We start from the raw sequence: 17,956 nt of genomic DNA on the forward strand, positions 1-17,956 counted from the left end.
GTTGCGGCCTGAATCACTGTTCATCGGAGCGTCCGTTGCCCAGTACCTATCAAGCGATCTTCACAGTCCGCGGTTCCAGGCAATTCAGCGCGGCCGGTCTCATCGGCCGGATGCCGCTCGCCATGCTGGGCATAGGCGTCGTGACCATGATCTCCCAACTCACCGGCCGCTACGGGCTGGCGGGAGCGCTCTCCGCGACCATGGCGATGTCGGCCGCCGTACTGGGCCCCCGGATCTCACGGCTCGTCGACCGGCACGGCCAGGCGCGCGTACTGCGCCCGGCGACACTGATCGCGCTGGCGGCCGTGGCCGGTCTGCTGCTCTGCGCCCAGCAGGGCGCCCCCGACTGGACCCTGTTCCTCTTCGCCGCCGGCGTGGGCTGCGTACCGAGTGTGGGCTCCATGGTGCGGGCCCGCTGGGCGGCCGTCTACCGGGGCTCACCAGGCCAGTTGCACACCGCGTACTCCTGGGAGTCGATCGTCGACGAGGTGTGCTTCATCTTCGGCCCCATTCTCTCCATCGGGCTCTCGACCACCTGGTTCCCGGAAGCGGGCCCGCTGCTCGCGTCCGGCTTCCTGGCCACCGGCGTCCTCTGGCTCACGGCGCAGCGCGACACCGAGCCCGTACCCCGGCCGCGTGAGGAGCACACCGGGGAGTCGGCTCTGCGCTCCCCCGGGCTGCGGGTGCTGGTGGCGACGTTCGTGGCCACGGGGGCGATATTCGGCTCGGTCGACGTGGTGACCGTGGCCTTCGCCGAGCAGCTGGGTCACAAGGCAGCGGCGAGTCTGGTGCTGGCGGTCTACGCGCTGGGATCCGGCGTCGCCGGGGTGGTGTTCGGGCTGCTGCGGCTCACGGGACCGGCCTCCCGGCGGTGGCTGGTGGGAGTGCTCGGGATGTCCGTGAGTATGATCCCCCTCCTACTGGCCGGAAACCTGGCGTTCCTGGCCGTGGCGCTCTTTGTCGCGGGCCTCTCCGTCGCACCGACGATGGTGACCACGATGGCCCTCGTCGAAGCGCACGTACCGCGCACCAAGCTGACCGAGGGCATGACCTGGACCAGTACCGGGCTCGCGGTCGGCGTGGCGCTCGGCTCGTCGGCCGCCGGCTGGGTGGTCGACGCGGCCGGCGCCGAGGCGGGGTACCTGGTGCCCGTCGCGGCGGGCGCGGCCGCGGCCGTGGTGGCGTTCCTGGGACATCGCCGACTGGACGAGCCGGTCACCGCTCGGCCGGTCACCGGCCGGCCGGCCGTCGCCCCGTCGGTCATCGCACAGCCAGTCATCGGTCAAGGAGGGCGCGGCGCGGATGAGCAGGAGCCACAACAGCAGGACCCTCAACAGCAGAACCCACAGCGCGACCCCGCGGGCGTGGCGCAACTGGGCGGGGAACGTGTCCGCCCGCCCCGCCCGCGTCGCCTTCCCGGCCTCCGTCGATGAGGTGGCGGAAACGGTTCGCCGGGCGGCGCGGGACGGTCTGAGGGTCAAGCCCGTCGGTACGGGCCACTCCTTCACCGCCACCGCCGCCACGGACGGTGTGCTGATACGGCCCGACCGGCTCACCGGCATCCGGGAGATCGACCGGGCCGCCAGAACCGTCACCGTGGCGGCCGGTACCCCGCTGAAACGGCTGAACGCGGCGCTCGCCGGGGCGGGCCTGTCGCTCACCAACATGGGCGACATCATGGAGCAGACCGTCGCCGGGGCGGTCTCCACCGGCACCCACGGCACCGGCCGCGACTCGGCCTCGATCGCCGCCCAGATCCGCGCCCTGGAACTCGTCACGGCGGACGGGTCGCTGCTGCGCTGCTCGGCCGGGGAGAATCCGGAGGTCTTCGCCGCCGCCCGGATCGGGCTCGGCGCGCTGGGTGTGATCACCACGGTCACCTTCGCCGTGGAGCCGCTGTTCCTGCTGACGGCCTGTGAGGAGCCGATGGCCTTCGACCGGGTGACGGCCGAGTTCGACGAACACGTCGCGGAGAACGAGCACTTCGAATTTTACTGGTTCCCGCACACCGGCAACTGCACCACCAAGCGCAACAACCGCAGCACGGGGCCGGTGGCCCCGCCGGGTCGGCTCCGTGGCTGGATCGACGACGAACTCCTCTCCAACGGCGTTTTCCAGGTGGCCTGTTCACTCGGCCGGGCCGTTCCCGCGACCATCCCCGCCGTCGCCAGGGTCTCCAGCCGCGCCCTCGCCGGCCGTACGTACACGGACATCGCCTACAAGGTCTTCACGTCCCCGCGCCGGGTGCGCTTCGTGGAGATGGAGTACGCGCTGGAACGGGAGGCCGCCGTCGGGGCGCTGCGCGAGGTCAAGGCGATGGTCGATCGCTCACCGCTCCGGGTGAGTTTTCCGGTGGAGATACGGACGGCCCCCGCCGACGACATCGCGCTCTCGACCGCCTCGGGCCGGGACAGCGCGTACATCGCGGTGCATCTCTACCGGGGAACGCCGCACCGCGCGTACTTCACGGCGGTGGAGCGGATCATGACCGCGCACGGCGGCCGGCCGCACTGGGGCAAGATCCACACCCGGGACGCGGCGTATCTGTCCGGGGTGTACCCGCGGTTCGGCGCGTTCACGGCGGTACGGGACCGGCTCGACCCGGACCGGCTGTTCGGCAACGACTATCTGCGGCGGGTCCTCGGGGACTGACCGCCGATGGATCACCCACGGATACCCGCCCCACGGACGACCGGCTCACCGCCCCGGTGCGACGGGCCCGGTTCCCTGACCGGCCGCGCCGGCCTCGGCACCACCGACGCCGCTGACGCCGCCGTCCGCGGAGCCTGTCCCCGGATCGCCGGTCCCGGTCGACGGGGAGGGCGCCGGACCGGGCGCCGACGGGGCCTGGCCGCCTTCGGAGTGCGAGGGGGCCGGGGAGGGGACGTGCGACGGACCGGCACCGCCCGGGCCCGCGCCCGGTCCGGCGTCGGGCGAGGAGCTCGGGTCCGTGACGCCGGCGCCACCGCCGCCGGCCGGCGTCCCGCTCTCCGGCGTTCCGCCCTGCTCACCGCCGGGGTCCGGGGTACCCGCGGGCCCGCCGGGAGACGCGGAGCGGTCGCCGCCGCGTACGACGGAGCCGACGGTCGTGCCCTTGCCGCCACTGAGATCCTGACCAGAGATCAGTTCGAATCCGGTGATGCCGATCATCGTCACGCCGAAGACGACGCCCGCCGCGAGCACCGGGCGCTTCCAGCCCCGCATCCGGGTGCCGTGCGTGGTGGCCTCGCCGAACTCCCCCTCCGGGGGCCCGTCCGCAGGACCCTCCCGTACGGCCGTCGGCCGGAGGGCGGTCGGCCGGTGAGCAGGTACCTGATGGGACGACGCCGGGGAGCCGGCCGGCCTCGACTGGACCGTGACCTCACGCAGCTGCTCGCCGGTACGCCGGAACAGGTGCTGGAAGACCGACCCGCCGGCGGTGGCGACCACGCTGACCACGCCCGCACCGATGATCGTGCCGTACACCCCGAGCTGGGAGGCGAGCACCGCCGCCGTGACGGCCGCGAGCGCGCTGCCCGCCACCTGCGGCACGCTCAGTTCGAGCCGCTGCCCCGGTCCCTTCCCCCGCCCCTTCGCCCCGCTTTCTTCCTGTTCCGTACCGCTGTCACGCTTCTGATCCATCTCCGGCCCCTGCTTACCCATCTGTCCCACCCTGCACAGAGAGGGACCGCCGAGCGAAGCCGATAGTTCCGATTTTGTGGATTCTGTGAAGCACGACACCCGTCCAGAACCCTCCGCGGATACCAACTCCCCTGCCCAGGGAGAACTTGGGCGGCGCGCCGGTCCACCCACATGGCCCGAATGGAGTACTGTGGCGAGCCCTGGGGCCGGACTCCCTGACGGGGTGTCCGGGACCTACGGAGAGGGGGCCGAACGTGGCACTCGATCCGGCGGAGCCGCGGCACCGTACGGGCGCCCGCAGCACGGAGTGACCAGGTTCGTCACTCTCCGTCGCAAACAGGTAACCGTGCCATAACGGCGATCCAGGGCTCACGCCCGACACGCCGGGCGGCACGGCAAGGTTGTGGCAGGCTGCACCCGGGCAGGCCACACTCGACTAGCGGAAGCAGCGACGCACGTGACGTCGGCAGGCACCACCCGGGAGGTCCCCATGCCCGAACTGCGTGTCGTGGCCGTCTCCAACGACGGCACACGACTGGTGCTCAAAGCTGCGGACAGTACGGAATACACGCTTCCGATCGACGAGCGGCTGCGCGCCGCCGTGCGCAACGACCGCGCCCGCCTCGGCCAGATCGAGATCGAGGTGGAGAGCCACCTCAGACCGCGTGACATCCAGGCGCGGATAAGGGCAGGCGCCTCCGCCGAAGAGGTCGCCCAGTTCGCCGGAATCCCCGTCGACCGGGTCCGCCGCTTCGAGGGGCCGGTGCTCGCGGAGCGCGCCTTCATGGCCGAGCGGGCCAGGAAGACCGCCGTACGCCGCCCCGGGGAGAACGCCGGACCCCAGCTCGGCGAGGCGGTCCAGGAACGGCTGACGCTGCGCGGCGCCGAGAAGGAGACCGTGCAGTGGGACTCCTGGCGGCGTGACGACGGCACCTGGGAGGTGCTGCTCGTCTACCTGGTCGCCGGTGAGCCGCACTCGGCGAGCTGGACGTACGACCCGCCGCGGCGGCTTGTCCAGGCCGTCGACGACGAGGCCCGCGCGCTGATCGGCGACACCGACGACACGGTCGCCTCGCACGAGCCGAGCTTCCCGTTCGTCCCGAGGATCGCGCGGCTGCCGCGCGACCGGCCGCTGGACCGTTCTCTCGACCGGCCCATGGAGCGGCCCGCCGCGCCGGAGCCGGACGAGAACAGCGAGCGGGACTCCCTGACCAGCCTGCTGGAGGCGGTACCGAGCTTCCGGGGCGACATGGTGGTGCCCGCACCACCGGAGCCGCAGGTCAGCGACGCGGAGGAGGAGCCGGACGCGGAGGAGCCGATCGCTCCGGCCGCCTCGGCGGGCGCTGGTTCCGCGTACGCGGATGTCCTGATGCCCCGCTCGGTGGCGGGCCACCGCGACCGGCTCACCGGCACCACGGACCGCCAGGCCGAGGCCGACGGGGTGCGTCCGGGCCGGCGGGCGGCGGTGCCGAGCTGGGACGAGATCGTGTTCGGTACGCGCCGCAAGAAACAGGATTGACCGGCAGGACACCAACTGACCTGCGGGGGCGGAGCGGAAGGGCCCGTGCGCCAGGTGCGCACGGGCCCTTCACGCGTCTACCTCAGGTGTCCTCACCGGGGATCCGGACCCTTGGCGACCGGGCGGTTCTCGTCGGCGGACCACTCGGACCAGGAGCCCGCGTACAGCGCCGCCGGGATGCCCGCGATCTCCAGGGCCAGCACCTCATGGGCGCCGGAGACCCCCGAGCCGCAGTAGACGCCCACCTCGGTGCCGGTGGCGCCCAGCGCCCCGAAGCGGGCCGCGAGAGCGGGGGCCGGGAGAAAGGCACCGTTTTCGGCCATGTTTTCCGTGGTGGGGGCCGAGACCGCACCGGGAATGTGCCCCCCGATCCGGTCGATCGGCTCGACATCGCCCCGATAACGCTCCGCCGCACGGGCGTCCAGCAGCAGTCCGTCCCGGGCCAGGGCCGCCGCACCGTCCGCGTCCAGCAAGGGGAGCGCGCCCGGGACCGGACGGAAATCGCCCGCCACGGGGGCCGGGATCTCGCCGGAGAGCGGTCCGGTCCAGCCGGCGAGACCGCCGTCCAGGACCCGCACGTCCGGATGACCCGTCCAGCGCAGCAGCCACCAGGCGCGGGCCGCGGCCCAGCCCTGTCCGCCGTCGTACACCACCACCGGTGTCCCCCGGGAGACCCCGGCGCGGCGCATCACGGCGCCGAAGGCCGCCACGTCGGGCAGCGGGTGCCGGCCGCCCGCGCCGGGCGGACCCGCCAGTTCGGTATCGAGATCGACGTAGACGGCGCCCGGCAGATGCCCGGCCGCGTAGTCCGGGCGTCCCGGCGGTCCGCCCAGCTGCCAGCGGACGTCGAGCAGCACGGGCGGACGTGTCCCGGCCGACTCGCCCGCGAGTTCGGCCGCTGTGATGATGGCTGTCATGGACGTCATCTTCGCGTACGGCACGCCCCGCCCGTAGCCACGCCGGCTCCGCGCGGAAACAGGCGGTAAACACCGAATCCGGATCCCGCCAAAAGCGGCCTGTCCGGGGCGTGTCGCCCGCCACCGGGTGCGAGCATCTGCTCGGGCGCACGGCCGTCACCCGTACGACCGGGCTCCCCGTCCCGCACGACCACCACGAATGGTCCGAGGAGAAGTGACGATGACCGAGGCAGCGATCCGGCGCACGCCCGGCACGCCCTGCTGGGTGAGTCTGATGGTGCACGGCCTTGGCGCGACCCAGGAGTTCTACGGAGCCCTGTTCGGCTGGGAGTTCCAGCCCGGACCGCAGCAGCTCGGGCCGTACGTCCGCGGTCTGCTCGACGGCAAGGAGATCGCGGGCATCGGCCAGCTGCCCCCCGACCGGGATCTGCCGATCGCATGGATGACCTATCTGGCGTCGGACGACGCGGACGCGACCGCGGAGACGATCAGGAGCCGTGGCGGCACGGTCGGCGTCGGACCGCTGGACGCGGCGGAGGCCGGCCGGATGGCCATAGCCTCGGACCCGACGGGCGCGGTCTTCGGGATCTGGCAGGCCGAGGCGCACACCGGCACGGCGGTGGCCGGAGCCCATGGCACGCCGGTCTGGAACGAGCTGATCACGCGCGAGACGTCCTACGTGAGCAAGTTCTACGAGTCGCTGTTCGGCTATGCCATGGAGGAAGCGGTCGACCCCGCCGAGTTCGACTTCCTGACCCTGAGCCTGGCGGGCCGCCCGGTCGCCGCCCTGCACGGGGTGGGCGGGGCGCTGCCCCGCGACCGGGGGCCGCACTGGATGACGTACTTCGAGGTGGACGACACGGACGCGGCCGCGCGGCAGGTGACCGAGCTGGGCGGGCAGGTGGTCCAGCTGCCCCGGGAGAGCCCGCACGGCCGGCTGGCCGTGGTCGCGGACCCGGAGGGCGCGGTCTTCACGGTCGTACGGTCGGCCGCTCACTGACCCCGGCACGGTCACCGGCTCCCGCACGGTCACCGACCTCGACGGGGAGCACGTCCGGCGACAGCACGGCCGCACGGGCGGAGGCGGCCGTCATACGCCGCCGGTGATGGCGCCGGCACAGCACCTCGTAACCGATCTCGTCCCCGGAGTGGTGTACGTCCCCGACCACGACCTGCGCGCCCTCGACCACCATGGCGCCGCCGACCGTCCGGGCGTTGTGCGTGGCCCGGGCACCGCACCAGCAGAGCGCCTCGACCTGGAGGACCTCGACCCGGTCGGCCAGCTCCACCAGGCGCTGGGAACCGGGGAAGAGCTTGGAGCGGAAGTCCGTGGTGATACCGAAGGCGAAGACGTCCAGGTCCAGGTCGTCCACGACCCGGGCGAGCTGGTCGACCTGGCCCGGGGCGAGGAACTGCGCCTCGTCGGCGATGACGTAGTCGCAGCGGCCGCCCTGGGAGAGCCGGTCGACGAGATACGCGTAGAAGTCGAAGTCCCCGGCGGCCTCGACGGCGTCGGTGACCAGGCCGAGGCGGGAGGAGAGCTTGCCCTTGCCGGCCCGGTCGTCACGGGTGAAGATCATGCCCTGGAGTCCGCGCGCGGAGCGGTTGTGCTCGATCTGCAGAGCGAGGGTGCTCTTTCCGCAGTCCATCGTTCCGGAGAAGAACACCAGCTCTGGCATGAGGGGGTGACGGCCTTTCGAGTCGTGGCTGTGCGGCGTCGTGGCTGCGCGGTGTCATGGCGCTGCCGCGCCGGGTACGGAGAACGGTCGGGCCTCAGGGTCGCTCGGGACCTACGAGCGTACTTCGAGCAGCGGGACGAGCTGCTCGACGGGGGTCATCGAGCCGTGCATCCCGACCATCGCCGACTCGTGCGGCTCCTGGACGGAGGCGGTGATCACCACGTCGTCGTGGGCGGCGGCGACGACGTCGCCGATCCGTCCGTACACCCGCTCGTCCATCGTCCCGGGTGGACCGAACCAGCCGGCCGCGATCGCCTCGTCCCGGCTCGCCACCCAGAAGCGCTCGCCGAGCACCTCACGCCAGACGGTGAGGACGTCGGTCCGCGCACCCGGTACGGCGTAGACATGACGGGCCCGGCCCTCGCCGCCGAGCAGGGCGACACCCGCGCGCAGCTCCCAGTCCTCGTCGAAGTCGATGCGCGACTCCTCGTCGAACGGGATGTCGATCATGCCGTGGTCGGCGGTCACATAGAGCGCGGAGCGGGGCGGGAGCTGTTCGGCGAGACGCTGCACGAGCCGGTCGACGTACATGAGCTGGCCGCGCCAGGCGTCGGAGTCGACGCCGAAGCGGTGGCCCTTGCCGTCGACCTCGCTGTAGTACGTGTAGACCAGCGACCGGTCGCCCGCGCCGAGTTGCCGGGCGGCCAGGTCCATCCGGTCCTCGCCGGTGAGCCGGCCGTGGAACGTGCCGCCGCTGAGCGCGACCTTGGTGAGCGGGGTGTGCTGGAAGGTCGGGGCGGACACCTGGGCCGTGTGGACGCCCGCCGCGTCGGCGAGCTGGAAGACCGTGGGGTACGGCTGCCAGACGTGCGGGTCGGTCCAGGGCTTCCAGCGGAGCTGGTTCATCAGCGCGCCGGTCGCGGGGTCGCGGACGGTGTAGCCGGGCAGGCCGTGCGCCGAGGGCGGCAGCCCCGTACCGACCGAGGCGAGGGAGGTCGCGGTGGTGGCGGGGAAGCCGGCGGTCAGCGGGCGGCCGGTGTTGCCGCGCGAGGTGCCGAGCAGCGAGGTCAGGTACGGCGCTTCGTCCGGGTGGGCCTTGATCTGTTCCCAGCCGAGGCCGTCGATCAGGAAGACGCAGTTCCGGTCGGCGGGGGTCAGCTCCGCGATGGCCGGGGTCAGATCCGGTACGCCCTGGCCGGCCGCGAGGGTGGGCAGCAGGTCGGCGAGCGAACCGCTGCCGTACTCGGGCAGCGGCGCGGTGTCGAGGGCGAGCGGGACGGGGTCCGGCCAGAGCGGTTCGGCGGCCATCAGCGGCCGGTCGCCGCGGTGGCCGCGGTCGCTTCGGAGAGGGCCTGGGCGAACGCGAGCGTCTGACGGACGGCGTCCGGGCCGTCACCGGCCTCGCTGACCCGCAGGCTCAGATCGTCGGCCGTCGAGCTGCCGGTGTAGCCGTGGTCCGCCTCACAGTTGGGATCGCCGCAGGCGGCGGGCTCCAGATCGATCCGGGAGACGGCGCCCCAGCCGATGGTGAGGACGACCTCACGCGGCAGGGTCCCGGGGGTGTACGACTCCGGGTTGGCGACGACGCGGCTGAGCACGACCGAGGAGATCCGGTCGAGCTTGACCGACTCGGTGGAGGTCGTCGCGTACGGGGTCGGGGAGCTGGAGTCGGCGGCCTGCTCGTCGGTGTGACTGACGATGAAGCGGTGGGCCGTCAGAACGAGGACGGTGACGTGCCGGCGGACCTCGTTGGCGTCGAAGGTTGTTTCCTGGTGCACCAGGTACGACGCGATCTGCTCGCCACCGACAGCGGCTTCCACCGCTTCGGCCACGAGAGCCGGGTAGTAGCCGCTGCGCTCGATCGCCGTGCGCAGCCCCTGGGTCGTCGTACCGCTCTTCGCCATGGGCTCCATCCTACGGTGGCCGGATGGCTGCCGAGGACGCTCCGTGGGGTACCCACCGGCTCAGTAACTGGGGAGGCGGCGCGGTCCGAGATCGTCGCGGGCGGGGGGCGGCGCGAGGCGGACGCTCGCGCCGAGGACGGAGAGACCGCGGGTGGCGACGACCACGGGCTCCAGGTCGACCGAGACGATCTCGGGATGGTTGTCGACCAGCCGGGACACCCGCAGCAGCAGGTCCTCCAGGGCGGGGGTGTCGACGGTCGCGGAGCCGCGCCAGCCGAAGAGGAGGGGGGCCGCCCGGATCGACCGGATCAGCTCGGCGGCGTCGCGGTCGGTGGCGGGGACGAGCCGGTGGGCGAGGTCACCGAGCAGCTCGGAGGCGGCGCCCGCGAGCCCGAAGGAGAGGACGGCTCCGGCTCCGGCGTCGAGGGCCGCCCGTACGACGGTGTCCACCCCGCGCGGCGCCATGGCCTGGACGACGGGCCGCAGCTCGGCGGGGGCACCGAGATTTTCGGTCAGCTCGCGGTACGCGAGGCGCAGTTGCGCCTCGTCGGCGAGATCGAGGCGTACGCCGCCGAGGTCGGCGCGGTGCCGGAGGTGGGGCGCGGTCGTCTTGAGCGCGACGGGATATCCGAGTGAGGCCGCCGCGACGGCGGCCTCGTCGGGTCCGGGGGCGGGCAGGGTCGGGCGTACCGAGATGCCGTAGCGGGCGAGGAGCGCGTGTGCGTCGGTGGGGGCGAGGGGCACGCTGCGCGGTTCGGGCGCCGCGCCGAGCAGTCCGTCGATCAGCTTGGCGGCGCCCGCCTCGTCGATGTCGTCGTCCTCGGGGTGCTCGGGGTATTCGGCGTACTCGGTGTGCGTGGGCCCTCTGCCGGGCTCGGCCGCCTGCCGCCGCCACCGTGCGTACGTGACGGCCTCGGCGAGCGCCCGGACGGCCCGCTCGGCGGCGGGGTAGGCGGGAATCCACCCGAGGGTGCCGGGATCGCCCGGGCGCGGGGTCCCGGCATCACCGGGCCCCGGGCCCGCACCGGCGGACGCGTGGTCATCGCCTGATCCGGCGCCGGCGGCGGTGTTCTCCACCACCGCCAGTGCCTCCGCCAGGCCGCCGATCTCGACGTGGACCACCATGACCGGTTTGGCCGGTCCGGAGGCCGCCGCGCCGCGCAGGGCCGCGGCCAGGGTGTCGCCCGCGGGGTCGGACGTGCCGGTCTCGCCGACCCGGGGGATGGCGGTCACCACCACCGCGTCGGCTGCCGGGTCCGACAGGGCGGCCGCGAGGGCGGCGTGGAAGTCGGCGGGGGTCGCCGAGGTCGTGAGGTCGCGGGGCCGGAGCGGGTCGAGGCCCTCGGCGAGGCAGGCGTCGTACGTGAGGAGGCCGAGGGACTCGGAGTTGCCGAGGATCGCGACGCGGGGGCCGGCCGGCAGGGGCTGGGACGCGAGCAGCACGCCCGCGTCGACCAGTTCGGTGACCGTGTCGACGCGGATGACGCCCGCCTGCCGCAGGAGCGCCGAGACGGTCGCGTCCGGGATGCGGCTGACCGGGACCGCGTGGCCGGGCGGCGCGCTGCCGCTGTGGCGCGCGCCCTTGACGACGACGACCGGTTTGACCGCCGCCGTGCGCCGGGCGAGCCGGGTGAACTTCCTCGGGTTGCCGATCGATTCGAGGTAGAGGAGCACGACGTCGGTGTCCGGGTCGTCGTACCAGTACTGGAGGAAGTCGTTCCCGGAGACGTCCGCGCGGTTGCCCGCCGAGATGAAGGACGAGAGGCCCGCGCCGCGCCGGTGGAGTCCGGAGAGCAGGGCGATGCCGATCGCGCCCGACTGGGTGAAGAGGCCGATACGGCCCTGTCCTGGCGGTGCGGGGGCGAGGGAGGCGTTCAGCCGGACGGCGTCGGCGGTGTTGATGAGCCCGAAGGCGTTGGGTCCGATGATGCGCATGCCGTACGAGCGGGCCTGGCGGACCAGTTCCCGCTGGCGCTCCCGCCCTTCGGCGCCGGTCTCCGCGTACCCGGCCGAGACGACCACCAGGCCCTGGACGCCGTGTTCGCCGCACTCGGCGACCGCTTCCGGCACCCGCTCCGCCGGGATGGCGAGGACGGCGAGGTCGATGGGGACGCCGATCTCCGCGACGGACCGGAAGGCGGGAACGCCGTCGATCTCGCGGAGGTCCGGGGCGAAGGCGTGGTTCACCGCGTACATCAGGCCGGTGAAGCCTCCGGCGCGCAGGTTGGCGAGGACGGTGCGGCCGACTCCGCCGGGCGCACGGCCGGTGCCGACGACGGCGACCGAGCGCGGGGTGAGGAGCCGCTGCACGGAGCGTGCTTCGGCGCGCTGCTCGCGGCCGCGCTGCACGGCGAGGGATTCGACGGTGGGTTCGAGGTCCAGGGTGAGGTGGACGGAGCCGTCCTCGAAGCTGCGCTTCTGGGTGTAGCCGGCGTCCCGGAACACCTTGATCATCTTGTTGTTGGCGGGCAGCACCTCGGCGGCGAAGCGCCGGATGCCCCGCTCGCGGGCGACGGCGGCGATGTGTTCGAGGAGGGCGGAGGCGACGCCGCGGCCCTGGTGGGCGTCCTGGACGAGGAACGCGACCTCGGCCTCGTCGGCCGGCGCGGAGGCCGGCATGCCCCGCTCGTCGATGCGGTCGTAGCGGACGGTCGCGATGAACTCGCCGCCCACCGTCACCGCGAGCCCCACCCGGTCCACGTAGTCGTGGTGGGTGAAGCGGTGCACGTCCTTGTCGGAGAGCCGGGGGTAGGGGGCGAAGAAACGGTAGTACTTGGATTCGTCGGAGACCTGTTCGTAGAAGCTGACCAGCCGCTCCGCGTCGTCGGTGGTGATGGGCCGGATCCGGGCGGTGCCTCCGTCCCGCAGCACCACGTCTGCTTCCCAGTGAGAGGGGTAGGCATGGTCCGACGGCGTCTCCATGACCAAAGCCTACGGCGCACGGAGGAGCCACGACGGAGGATGCGCCGGGACACGTGGCACACTGGTCTAGACAACATCTTTGAAGACTTGAAGGGCAACACCATGGCAGAGCGTCGCGTCAATGTCGGTTGGGCCGAGGGCCTGCACGCCCGCCCCGCCTCCATCTTCGTCCGTGCCACCACGGCCACCGGCGTCCCCGTGACGATCGCCAAGGCCGAGGGCAATCCGGTGAACGCCGCCTCCATGCTCGCGGTGCTCGGCCTGGGCGCACAGGGCGGCGAGGAGGTCGTGCTGGCTTCCGAGGCGGACGGCGCCGAGGCCGCCCTGGACCGGCTGGCGAAGCTGGTCGCCGAGGGGCTCGACGAGCTTCCCGAGACCGTCTGACCCGGTTCGTACGCAGAATTCCAGAAAAGGAGTTCCCGGTGCGCTGAATTCAGCGCACCGGGAACTCCTTTTCGATCGACAGGCTTCACGCCATGTGCGGGCAGCACAAAACAAGTCCCGCTCATTTCTCTTCTTTGTATACGGCGCGATTGTTAAGAGCGGGCACTCGCGGTGTTTACGGCACGTTGCGGAACCTTCGCCTTTTCCCGGCCGCGCTCCGCCCGCCGCAACCGGTGCACGGCCACGGTGCGCTCCGCGTGCAGCGCCGTGAGCGCCCGCGCGCGCTCCGCGTCGCCCCGTGCCACCGCGTCCACGATCGCGCCGTGCTCCGCCCAGGACTCCACGGGGTGGGCGGGCTGTTCCACGGTGTACATCCAGGCGATCTTGTGTCGCAGCTGGGTGAGCGGGGCGGTGAGCGCGGGGCTGCCGGACGCCTGGGCGAGCGTCTCGTGGAACCAGGCGCCGAGCGAGCGCAGGTCCTCGCCCTGCCCCCGGCGGGCCCGCTCCTGCCCCAGCCTGACCAGGCCGCGGAGCACCTTCAGATGGGCTTCCGTACGGCGCTGGGCCGCGCGGGCCGCGCCCAGCGGCTCCAGCAGCAGACGCACGTCGAGGAGGTCGGCCGCCTCCTGCTCGGTGGGCTCGGCCACGCACGCGCCGACATGGCGGCGGGTGGTCACGAAGCCCTCCGCCTCCAGGGTGCGCAGCGCTTCGCGGACCGGGACGCGGGAGACGCCGTAGCGCCGCGCCAGTTGCTCCTCGGTGAGCCGGCTACCCCGTTCGAATACGCCGGAGACGATGTCGTCACGGACCGCCGTGCAAACCGAGTGCGCGGGAATGCGCATGTCCGAACCTCCGCCTTAATCCGCGCGAAACACTGCCGATGGCCACCTGATCCGTGACTCTATTGCAATCAACGCGAATTTCCGATGGGTGCCCGGAATCGATGGATATCTTTTGGCCAGCGCGGCGCACACGGAAGGCCCCGGCGGGGAACCGGGGCCTTCCGAGGTCCGAACGGTCAGACGCGCACTCCGTGGGCGCGCAGATACGCGACGGGGTCGATGTCGGAGCCGTACTCCTGGCCCGTCCTGGCCTCGAAGTGGAGGTGCGGACCGGTGGCGTTGCCGGTCGCGCCGGACAGCCCGATCGGCAGGCCCGGGGTGACGGACCGGCCGACGAAGACGCTGATGGAGGAGAGGTGGCCGTACTGCGTGTACGTGCCGTCGTCCATCCGCAGAACGATGTTGTTGCCGTACGAGCCGCCCCAGCCGGCCTCGACGACGGTGCCCGCGCCGACAGCGACGACCGAACTGCCGGACGCGGCCCGGAAGTCGACGCCCGAGTGGCTGCCGGAGGACCAGAACGAGCCGCCGGACCGGTAGCCGGTGGTGACGTACGAGCCGGCGACGGGGAGCCGGAAGGAGCCGAGGCGTTCGCGCTCGGCGGCGCGGGCGGCGCGTTCCCCGGCGGCGCGGAGCTCCCGGGCGCGGGCCTGCGCCTCGCGCCGCGCCGCCGCCTTCGCGGCCCGCTCGGCCGCGTGGCGCTGGGCGTCGGCCTGCGCGTCGATCCGGTCGGCGAGGGTGTCGCTCATGGCGAAGGCCTGGCCCAGCCCGGTGTGCCGGACAGCGCCCGGAGCGTCCGCGCCGGCGGCGAGCGCCGGGGACGCGAGGGCGCCGATGACACCGGTGGCGGTGAGTGTCGCGGCGCCGGCGAGACCCGCGCCGCGACGTGTCGTGCGGCGGCGGGCGCGGTGTTTACCGGTGACACGGGTGAACGCCATGAAGTGGCTGGTCCTTTCCTTCCTTCTCGCCTACCGGGTCAGCTGACGGGTTCGGAGCAGGAAGGTCTCCTACGGGCCCCTTTCGCGCGGGTGAGCGCGAAGGCGTCCGATTCACCCCGGGGACTGCGTGTGGGTCCCCGGCTCCCCGGGCTCGCGCCTGACGGGGACTCGGCGATGGCTGCCCGGTGCCGCGGCTGCGGCGGGGTACTGGCGGACAGCCGGACCGACGCTAGGCGGATCATCATTCGATCACCAAACGGGCAGGGCGTTTTGTAGCGCACACCACAGGGCAGACACGGAACCAGCACGCCAAATGGTGCATATGGGGTGTATGCCAGGAGACTCCGGCGACAGGCCATCGCCGGAGTCTCCTGATGCACCGGACAGGCCGAAGAGCGGCCCCGGATCAGCGCCGGATCAGCCCGCGATCACAGTCACTTCACCGATACCGAGAGCCGTCACCGGCTCCTTGATCCGCGCGGCGTCCCCGACGAGCACGGTGACGAGCCGGTCCACCGGAAAGGCGTTGACAGCCGCGGCGGTCGCCTCGACGGTGCCGGTCTCGGCCAGCCGCGCGTACATCTGCGCCTGGAAGTCGTCAGGGAGATGCTGCTCGACCTGGTCGGCCAGTGTGCCCGCGACGGAGGCGGCGGTCTCGTACTTCAACGGCGCCACCCCGACCAGATTCTGGACGGCCACGTCGCGCTCCGCGTCGGTGAGCCCCTCGGCGGCGAGCGTGCGCAGCACCTTCCAGAGGTCCTCCAGCGCCGGGCCGGTGGACGCGGTGTCCACCGAGCCGCTGATGGCGAGCATCGCGGCGCCGGTCGCCCCGCCCGGCGCGGTGGGCGCCGAGGAGCGCAGGACCTGGCCGAAGGCCCGTACGCCGTAGGTGTAGCCCTTCTCCTCACGCAGCACCCGGTCGAGCCGGGAGGTGAGGGTGCCGCCCAGGCAGTACGTGCCCAGCACCTGGGCCGGCCAGACGCGGTCGTGCCGGTCGGCGCCGATGCGGCCGATCAGCAGCTGGGTCTGTACGGCCCCGGGGCGGTCCACGATCACCACACGGCCGGTGTCGTCGGCGGTGATGGGCGGCGCGGGGCGGGGCGCGGCGGTGTCGCCGGTCCAGGCGCCGAGGGTGTCGGCGAGCACCTCGTCCAGGTCGACCCCGGTGAGGTCACCGACGACCACGGCGGTGGCCGTGGCCGGGCGCACGTGCGCCTCGTAGAAGGCGCGGACGCCCGCCGCGTCGATCCGCTCCACCGTCTCCTCGGTGCCCTGGCGCGGCCGGGACATGCGCAGGGAGGCCGGGAACAGCTCCTTGGAGAGCTGCTTGGCGGCGCGCCGGCCCGGGTTGGCGGTCTCGTGCGGGATCTCGTCGAGGCGGTTGCGGACGAGCCGCTCGACCTCGCTGTCCGCGAAGGCGGGGGCGCGCAGCGCCTCGGCGAGCAGGCCGAGCGCCTTGGGCAGCCGGGAGACGGGGACCTCCAGGGAGATCCGTACGCCCGGGTGGTCCGCGTGCGCGTCGAGCGTGGCGCCGCAGCGCTCCAGCTCGGCGGCGAACTCCTCGGCGCTGTGCTTGTCGGTGCCCTCGGAGAGCGCCCGCGCCATGATCGTGGCGATGCCGTCGAGCCCTTCGGGCTCGGCGTCCAGCGGGGCGTCGAGGTTGATCTCGACCGCCACCACCTGCTGTCCGGGGCGGTGACTGCGCAGTACGGTCAGCCCGTTGCCGAGGGTGCCGCGCTCGGGAGCCGGGAAGGCCCAGGGCCTGGCTTCGCCGGCCGTCGGCTGCGGGTGGAAGTCCATGGTCACGGCAGCGTCGGTCACTGGTCCGCCCCCTCGTGCTCGTCGGTCTCGGCGGCGGCGCCCTCGTCGGCGGCGCTCTCATCGGCGGTGAGCGGTTCGTACACCAGCACCGCCCTGTTGTCCGGGCGCAGCCGCGCCGCGGCGACGGCCCGCACCTCGTCCGCGGTGATGTCCAGCACCCGTGTCACCGCGGTCAGCGCCAGCTGCGGGTCGCCGAACAGCACGGCGTACCTGCACAGTTCGTCGGCGCGGCCCGCGACGGTACCGAGCCGGTCCAGCCACTCGCGCTCCAGCTGGGCGTGGGCGCGCTCCATCTCCTCCTCGGTCGGGCCCTCGGTGGCGAGGCGGGCCAGCTCCTCGTCGACCGCGGCCTCGATCTCCGGAACCTCGACACCACCGGACGTCTTGACGTCCAGCCAGCCGAGCGAGGGGGCGCCCGCCAGGCGCAGCAGCCCGAAGCCCGCGGCGACCGCGGTCCGGTCGCGGCGCACCAGACGGTTGTGGAGCCGGGACGACTCGCCGCCGCCGAGGACGGTGAGGGCCAGGTCGGCGGCGTCGCACTCACGGGTGCCGTCGTGCGGCAGCCGGTAGGCGGCCATCAGCGCGCGCGCCGGGACCTCCTCGTGGATCACCTCGCGGAGTTCCCCGCCGATGACGTCGGGGAGCGATCCGTCGCGCGGCGGCTGCTTGCCGTCGTGGGACGGGATGGACCCGAAGTACTTCTCGACCCAGGCGAGCGTCTGCTCGGGGTCGATGTCGCCGACGACCGACAGCACCGCGTTGTTCGGCGCGTAGTTCGTCCGGAAGAACGCGCGGGCGTCCTCCAGGGTGGCGGCGTCCAGGTCGGCCATCGAGCCGATCGGGGTGTGGTGGTACGGGTGGCCCTCGGGGTAGGCGAGAGCGGTCAGCCGTTCGAAGGCCGTGCCGTAGGGCACATTGTCGTACCGCTGTCGCCGCTCGTTCTTGACGACGTCCCGCTGGTTCTCCATGGACTCGTCGTCGAGCGCGGCGAGCAGGGAGCCCATCCGGTCGGCTTCCAGCCACAGCGCCAGCTCCACCTGGTGGGTGGGCATCGTCTCGAAATAGTTGGTGCGCTCGAAGCTGGTGGTGCCGTTCAGGGAGCCGCCGGCCCCCTGCACCAGTTCGAAGTGGCCGTTCCCGCTCACCTGCGCCGAGCCCTGGAACATCAGGTGCTCGAAGAGGTGGGCGAGTCCCGTACGGCCCTTGACTTCGTGGCGCGAGCCGACGTCGTACCAGAGGCAGACCGCGGCGACCGGGGTCAGATGGTCCTCGGAGAGCACCACGCGCAGGCCGTTGGCCAGCCGGTGCTCAGTCGCTGTCAGGCCGCCGGAACCGGCCTGCGCTGTGGCCGTGTGACCCATGGGCATGTACGTCCCTTCGATCGCGATATGGAGAAGTCCTGCCACTGT

General features: G+C 72.7%; 15 protein-coding genes and 1 riboswitch. Of the genes, 5 read left to right on the forward strand and 10 right to left on the reverse strand.

Annotated elements, in window-relative coordinates; all coding sequences use genetic code 11:
• The first annotated feature begins 35 nt into the window (after positions 1 to 35).
• The gene (locus tag ACIBAE_RS21635) at positions 36 to 1,433 is read left to right on the forward strand and encodes an MFS transporter (protein WP_399287931.1); all 1,398 of its coding nucleotides are present in this window, start codon (positions 36 to 38) and stop codon (positions 1,431 to 1,433) included.
• Positions 1,387 to 2,652, forward strand: a complete 1,266-nt coding sequence (locus ACIBAE_RS21640; protein ID WP_399287933.1) for a D-arabinono-1,4-lactone oxidase — start codon at positions 1,387 to 1,389, stop codon at positions 2,650 to 2,652. Before ACIBAE_RS21635 ends, ACIBAE_RS21640 begins: the two co-directional genes overlap by 47 nt.
• Positions 2,653 to 2,697: 45 nt before the next feature.
• Here the strand turns inward: ACIBAE_RS21640 and ACIBAE_RS21645 are convergent, their stop codons facing one another.
• Entirely contained in the window at positions 2,698 to 3,621 is a 924-nt protein-coding gene (locus tag ACIBAE_RS21645; RefSeq protein WP_399287935.1) for a hypothetical protein, read from the reverse strand.
• 490 nt (positions 3,622 to 4,111) lie between these two features.
• Between ACIBAE_RS21645 and sepH the strand changes: the two genes are divergently transcribed.
• Positions 4,112 to 5,140, forward strand: coding sequence for a septation protein SepH (gene sepH / locus ACIBAE_RS21650; RefSeq protein ID WP_399287937.1), 1,029 nt, complete (start codon positions 4,112 to 4,114; stop codon positions 5,138 to 5,140).
• Positions 5,141 to 5,232: 92 nt separating this feature from the next.
• Here the strand turns inward: sepH and ACIBAE_RS21655 are convergent, their stop codons facing one another.
• Positions 5,233 to 6,057 carry a sulfurtransferase gene (locus tag ACIBAE_RS21655; RefSeq protein ID WP_399287940.1) on the reverse strand — a complete coding sequence of 275 codons (825 nt, stop codon included), beginning with the start codon at positions 6,055 to 6,057 and terminating at the stop codon, positions 5,233 to 5,235.
• Between the two features lie 220 nt (positions 6,058 to 6,277).
• Here ACIBAE_RS21655 and ACIBAE_RS21660 point away from each other — a divergent pair, with 220 nt between their 5' ends.
• Entirely contained in the window at positions 6,278 to 7,057 is a 780-nt protein-coding gene (locus ACIBAE_RS21660) for a VOC family protein (RefSeq protein WP_399287942.1), read from the forward strand.
• Here the strand turns inward: ACIBAE_RS21660 and ACIBAE_RS21665 are convergent.
• From ACIBAE_RS21665 to ACIBAE_RS21680, 4 genes are all read right to left on the reverse strand, one after another.
• Positions 7,029 to 7,736 (reverse strand): thymidine kinase, encoded by a 708-nt coding sequence (locus ACIBAE_RS21665; protein ID WP_399287945.1) that lies wholly within the window; start codon positions 7,734 to 7,736, stop codon positions 7,029 to 7,031. The genes ACIBAE_RS21660 and ACIBAE_RS21665 overlap by 29 nt on opposite strands.
• 111 nt (positions 7,737 to 7,847) lie before the next feature.
• Positions 7,848 to 9,044 carry an alkaline phosphatase family protein gene (locus tag ACIBAE_RS21670; RefSeq protein WP_399287948.1) on the reverse strand — a complete coding sequence of 399 codons (1,197 nt, stop codon included), beginning with the start codon at positions 9,042 to 9,044 and terminating at the stop codon, positions 7,848 to 7,850.
• Positions 9,044 to 9,640 carry a DUF5998 family protein gene (locus ACIBAE_RS21675; protein WP_399287949.1) on the reverse strand — a complete coding sequence of 199 codons (597 nt, stop codon included), beginning with the start codon at positions 9,638 to 9,640 and terminating at the stop codon, positions 9,044 to 9,046. The genes ACIBAE_RS21670 and ACIBAE_RS21675 overlap by 1 nt, the downstream gene beginning before the upstream one ends.
• A 60-nt stretch (positions 9,641 to 9,700) precedes the next feature.
• On the reverse strand, positions 9,701 to 12,562 hold the full coding sequence (locus tag ACIBAE_RS21680; protein ID WP_399287951.1) for a GNAT family N-acetyltransferase: 2,862 nt from the start codon (positions 12,560 to 12,562) through the stop codon (positions 9,701 to 9,703).
• Between the two features lie 102 nt (positions 12,563 to 12,664).
• On the opposite strand from ACIBAE_RS21680, the gene ACIBAE_RS21685 reads away from it, so the two are divergent.
• The gene (locus ACIBAE_RS21685; RefSeq protein ID WP_399287955.1) at positions 12,665 to 12,946 is read left to right on the forward strand and encodes an HPr family phosphocarrier protein; all 282 of its coding nucleotides are present in this window, start codon (positions 12,665 to 12,667) and stop codon (positions 12,944 to 12,946) included.
• A 152-nt stretch (positions 12,947 to 13,098) separates the two neighbouring features.
• Here the strand turns inward: ACIBAE_RS21685 and ACIBAE_RS21690 are convergent, their stop codons facing one another.
• From ACIBAE_RS21690 to ACIBAE_RS21705, 4 genes are all read right to left on the reverse strand, one after another.
• Complete coding sequence (locus ACIBAE_RS21690) at positions 13,099 to 13,788, reverse strand: GntR family transcriptional regulator (RefSeq protein WP_399287958.1); 690 nt, start codon at positions 13,786 to 13,788, stop codon at positions 13,099 to 13,101.
• A gap of 176 nt (positions 13,789 to 13,964) precedes the next feature.
• The gene (locus ACIBAE_RS21695) at positions 13,965 to 14,726 is read right to left on the reverse strand and encodes a M23 family metallopeptidase (RefSeq protein WP_399287960.1); all 762 of its coding nucleotides are present in this window, start codon (positions 14,724 to 14,726) and stop codon (positions 13,965 to 13,967) included.
• Between the two features lie 13 nt (positions 14,727 to 14,739).
• A riboswitch (cyclic di-AMP (ydaO/yuaA leader) is annotated at positions 14,740 to 14,910 on the reverse strand.
• Positions 14,911 to 15,143: 233 nt separating this feature from the next.
• Positions 15,144 to 16,526 carry a M16 family metallopeptidase gene (locus tag ACIBAE_RS21700; RefSeq protein WP_399288164.1) on the reverse strand — a complete coding sequence of 461 codons (1,383 nt, stop codon included), beginning with the start codon at positions 16,524 to 16,526 and terminating at the stop codon, positions 15,144 to 15,146.
• Between the two features lie 17 nt (positions 16,527 to 16,543).
• On the reverse strand, positions 16,544 to 17,914 hold the full coding sequence (locus ACIBAE_RS21705) for a M16 family metallopeptidase (protein ID WP_399288166.1): 1,371 nt from the start codon (positions 17,912 to 17,914) through the stop codon (positions 16,544 to 16,546).
• Positions 17,915 to 17,956: the final 42 nt, after the last annotated feature.

This window comes from Streptomyces sp. NPDC051569 (assembly GCF_044454085.1).
Lineage (GTDB): Bacteria > Actinomycetota > Actinomycetes > Streptomycetales > Streptomycetaceae > Streptomyces.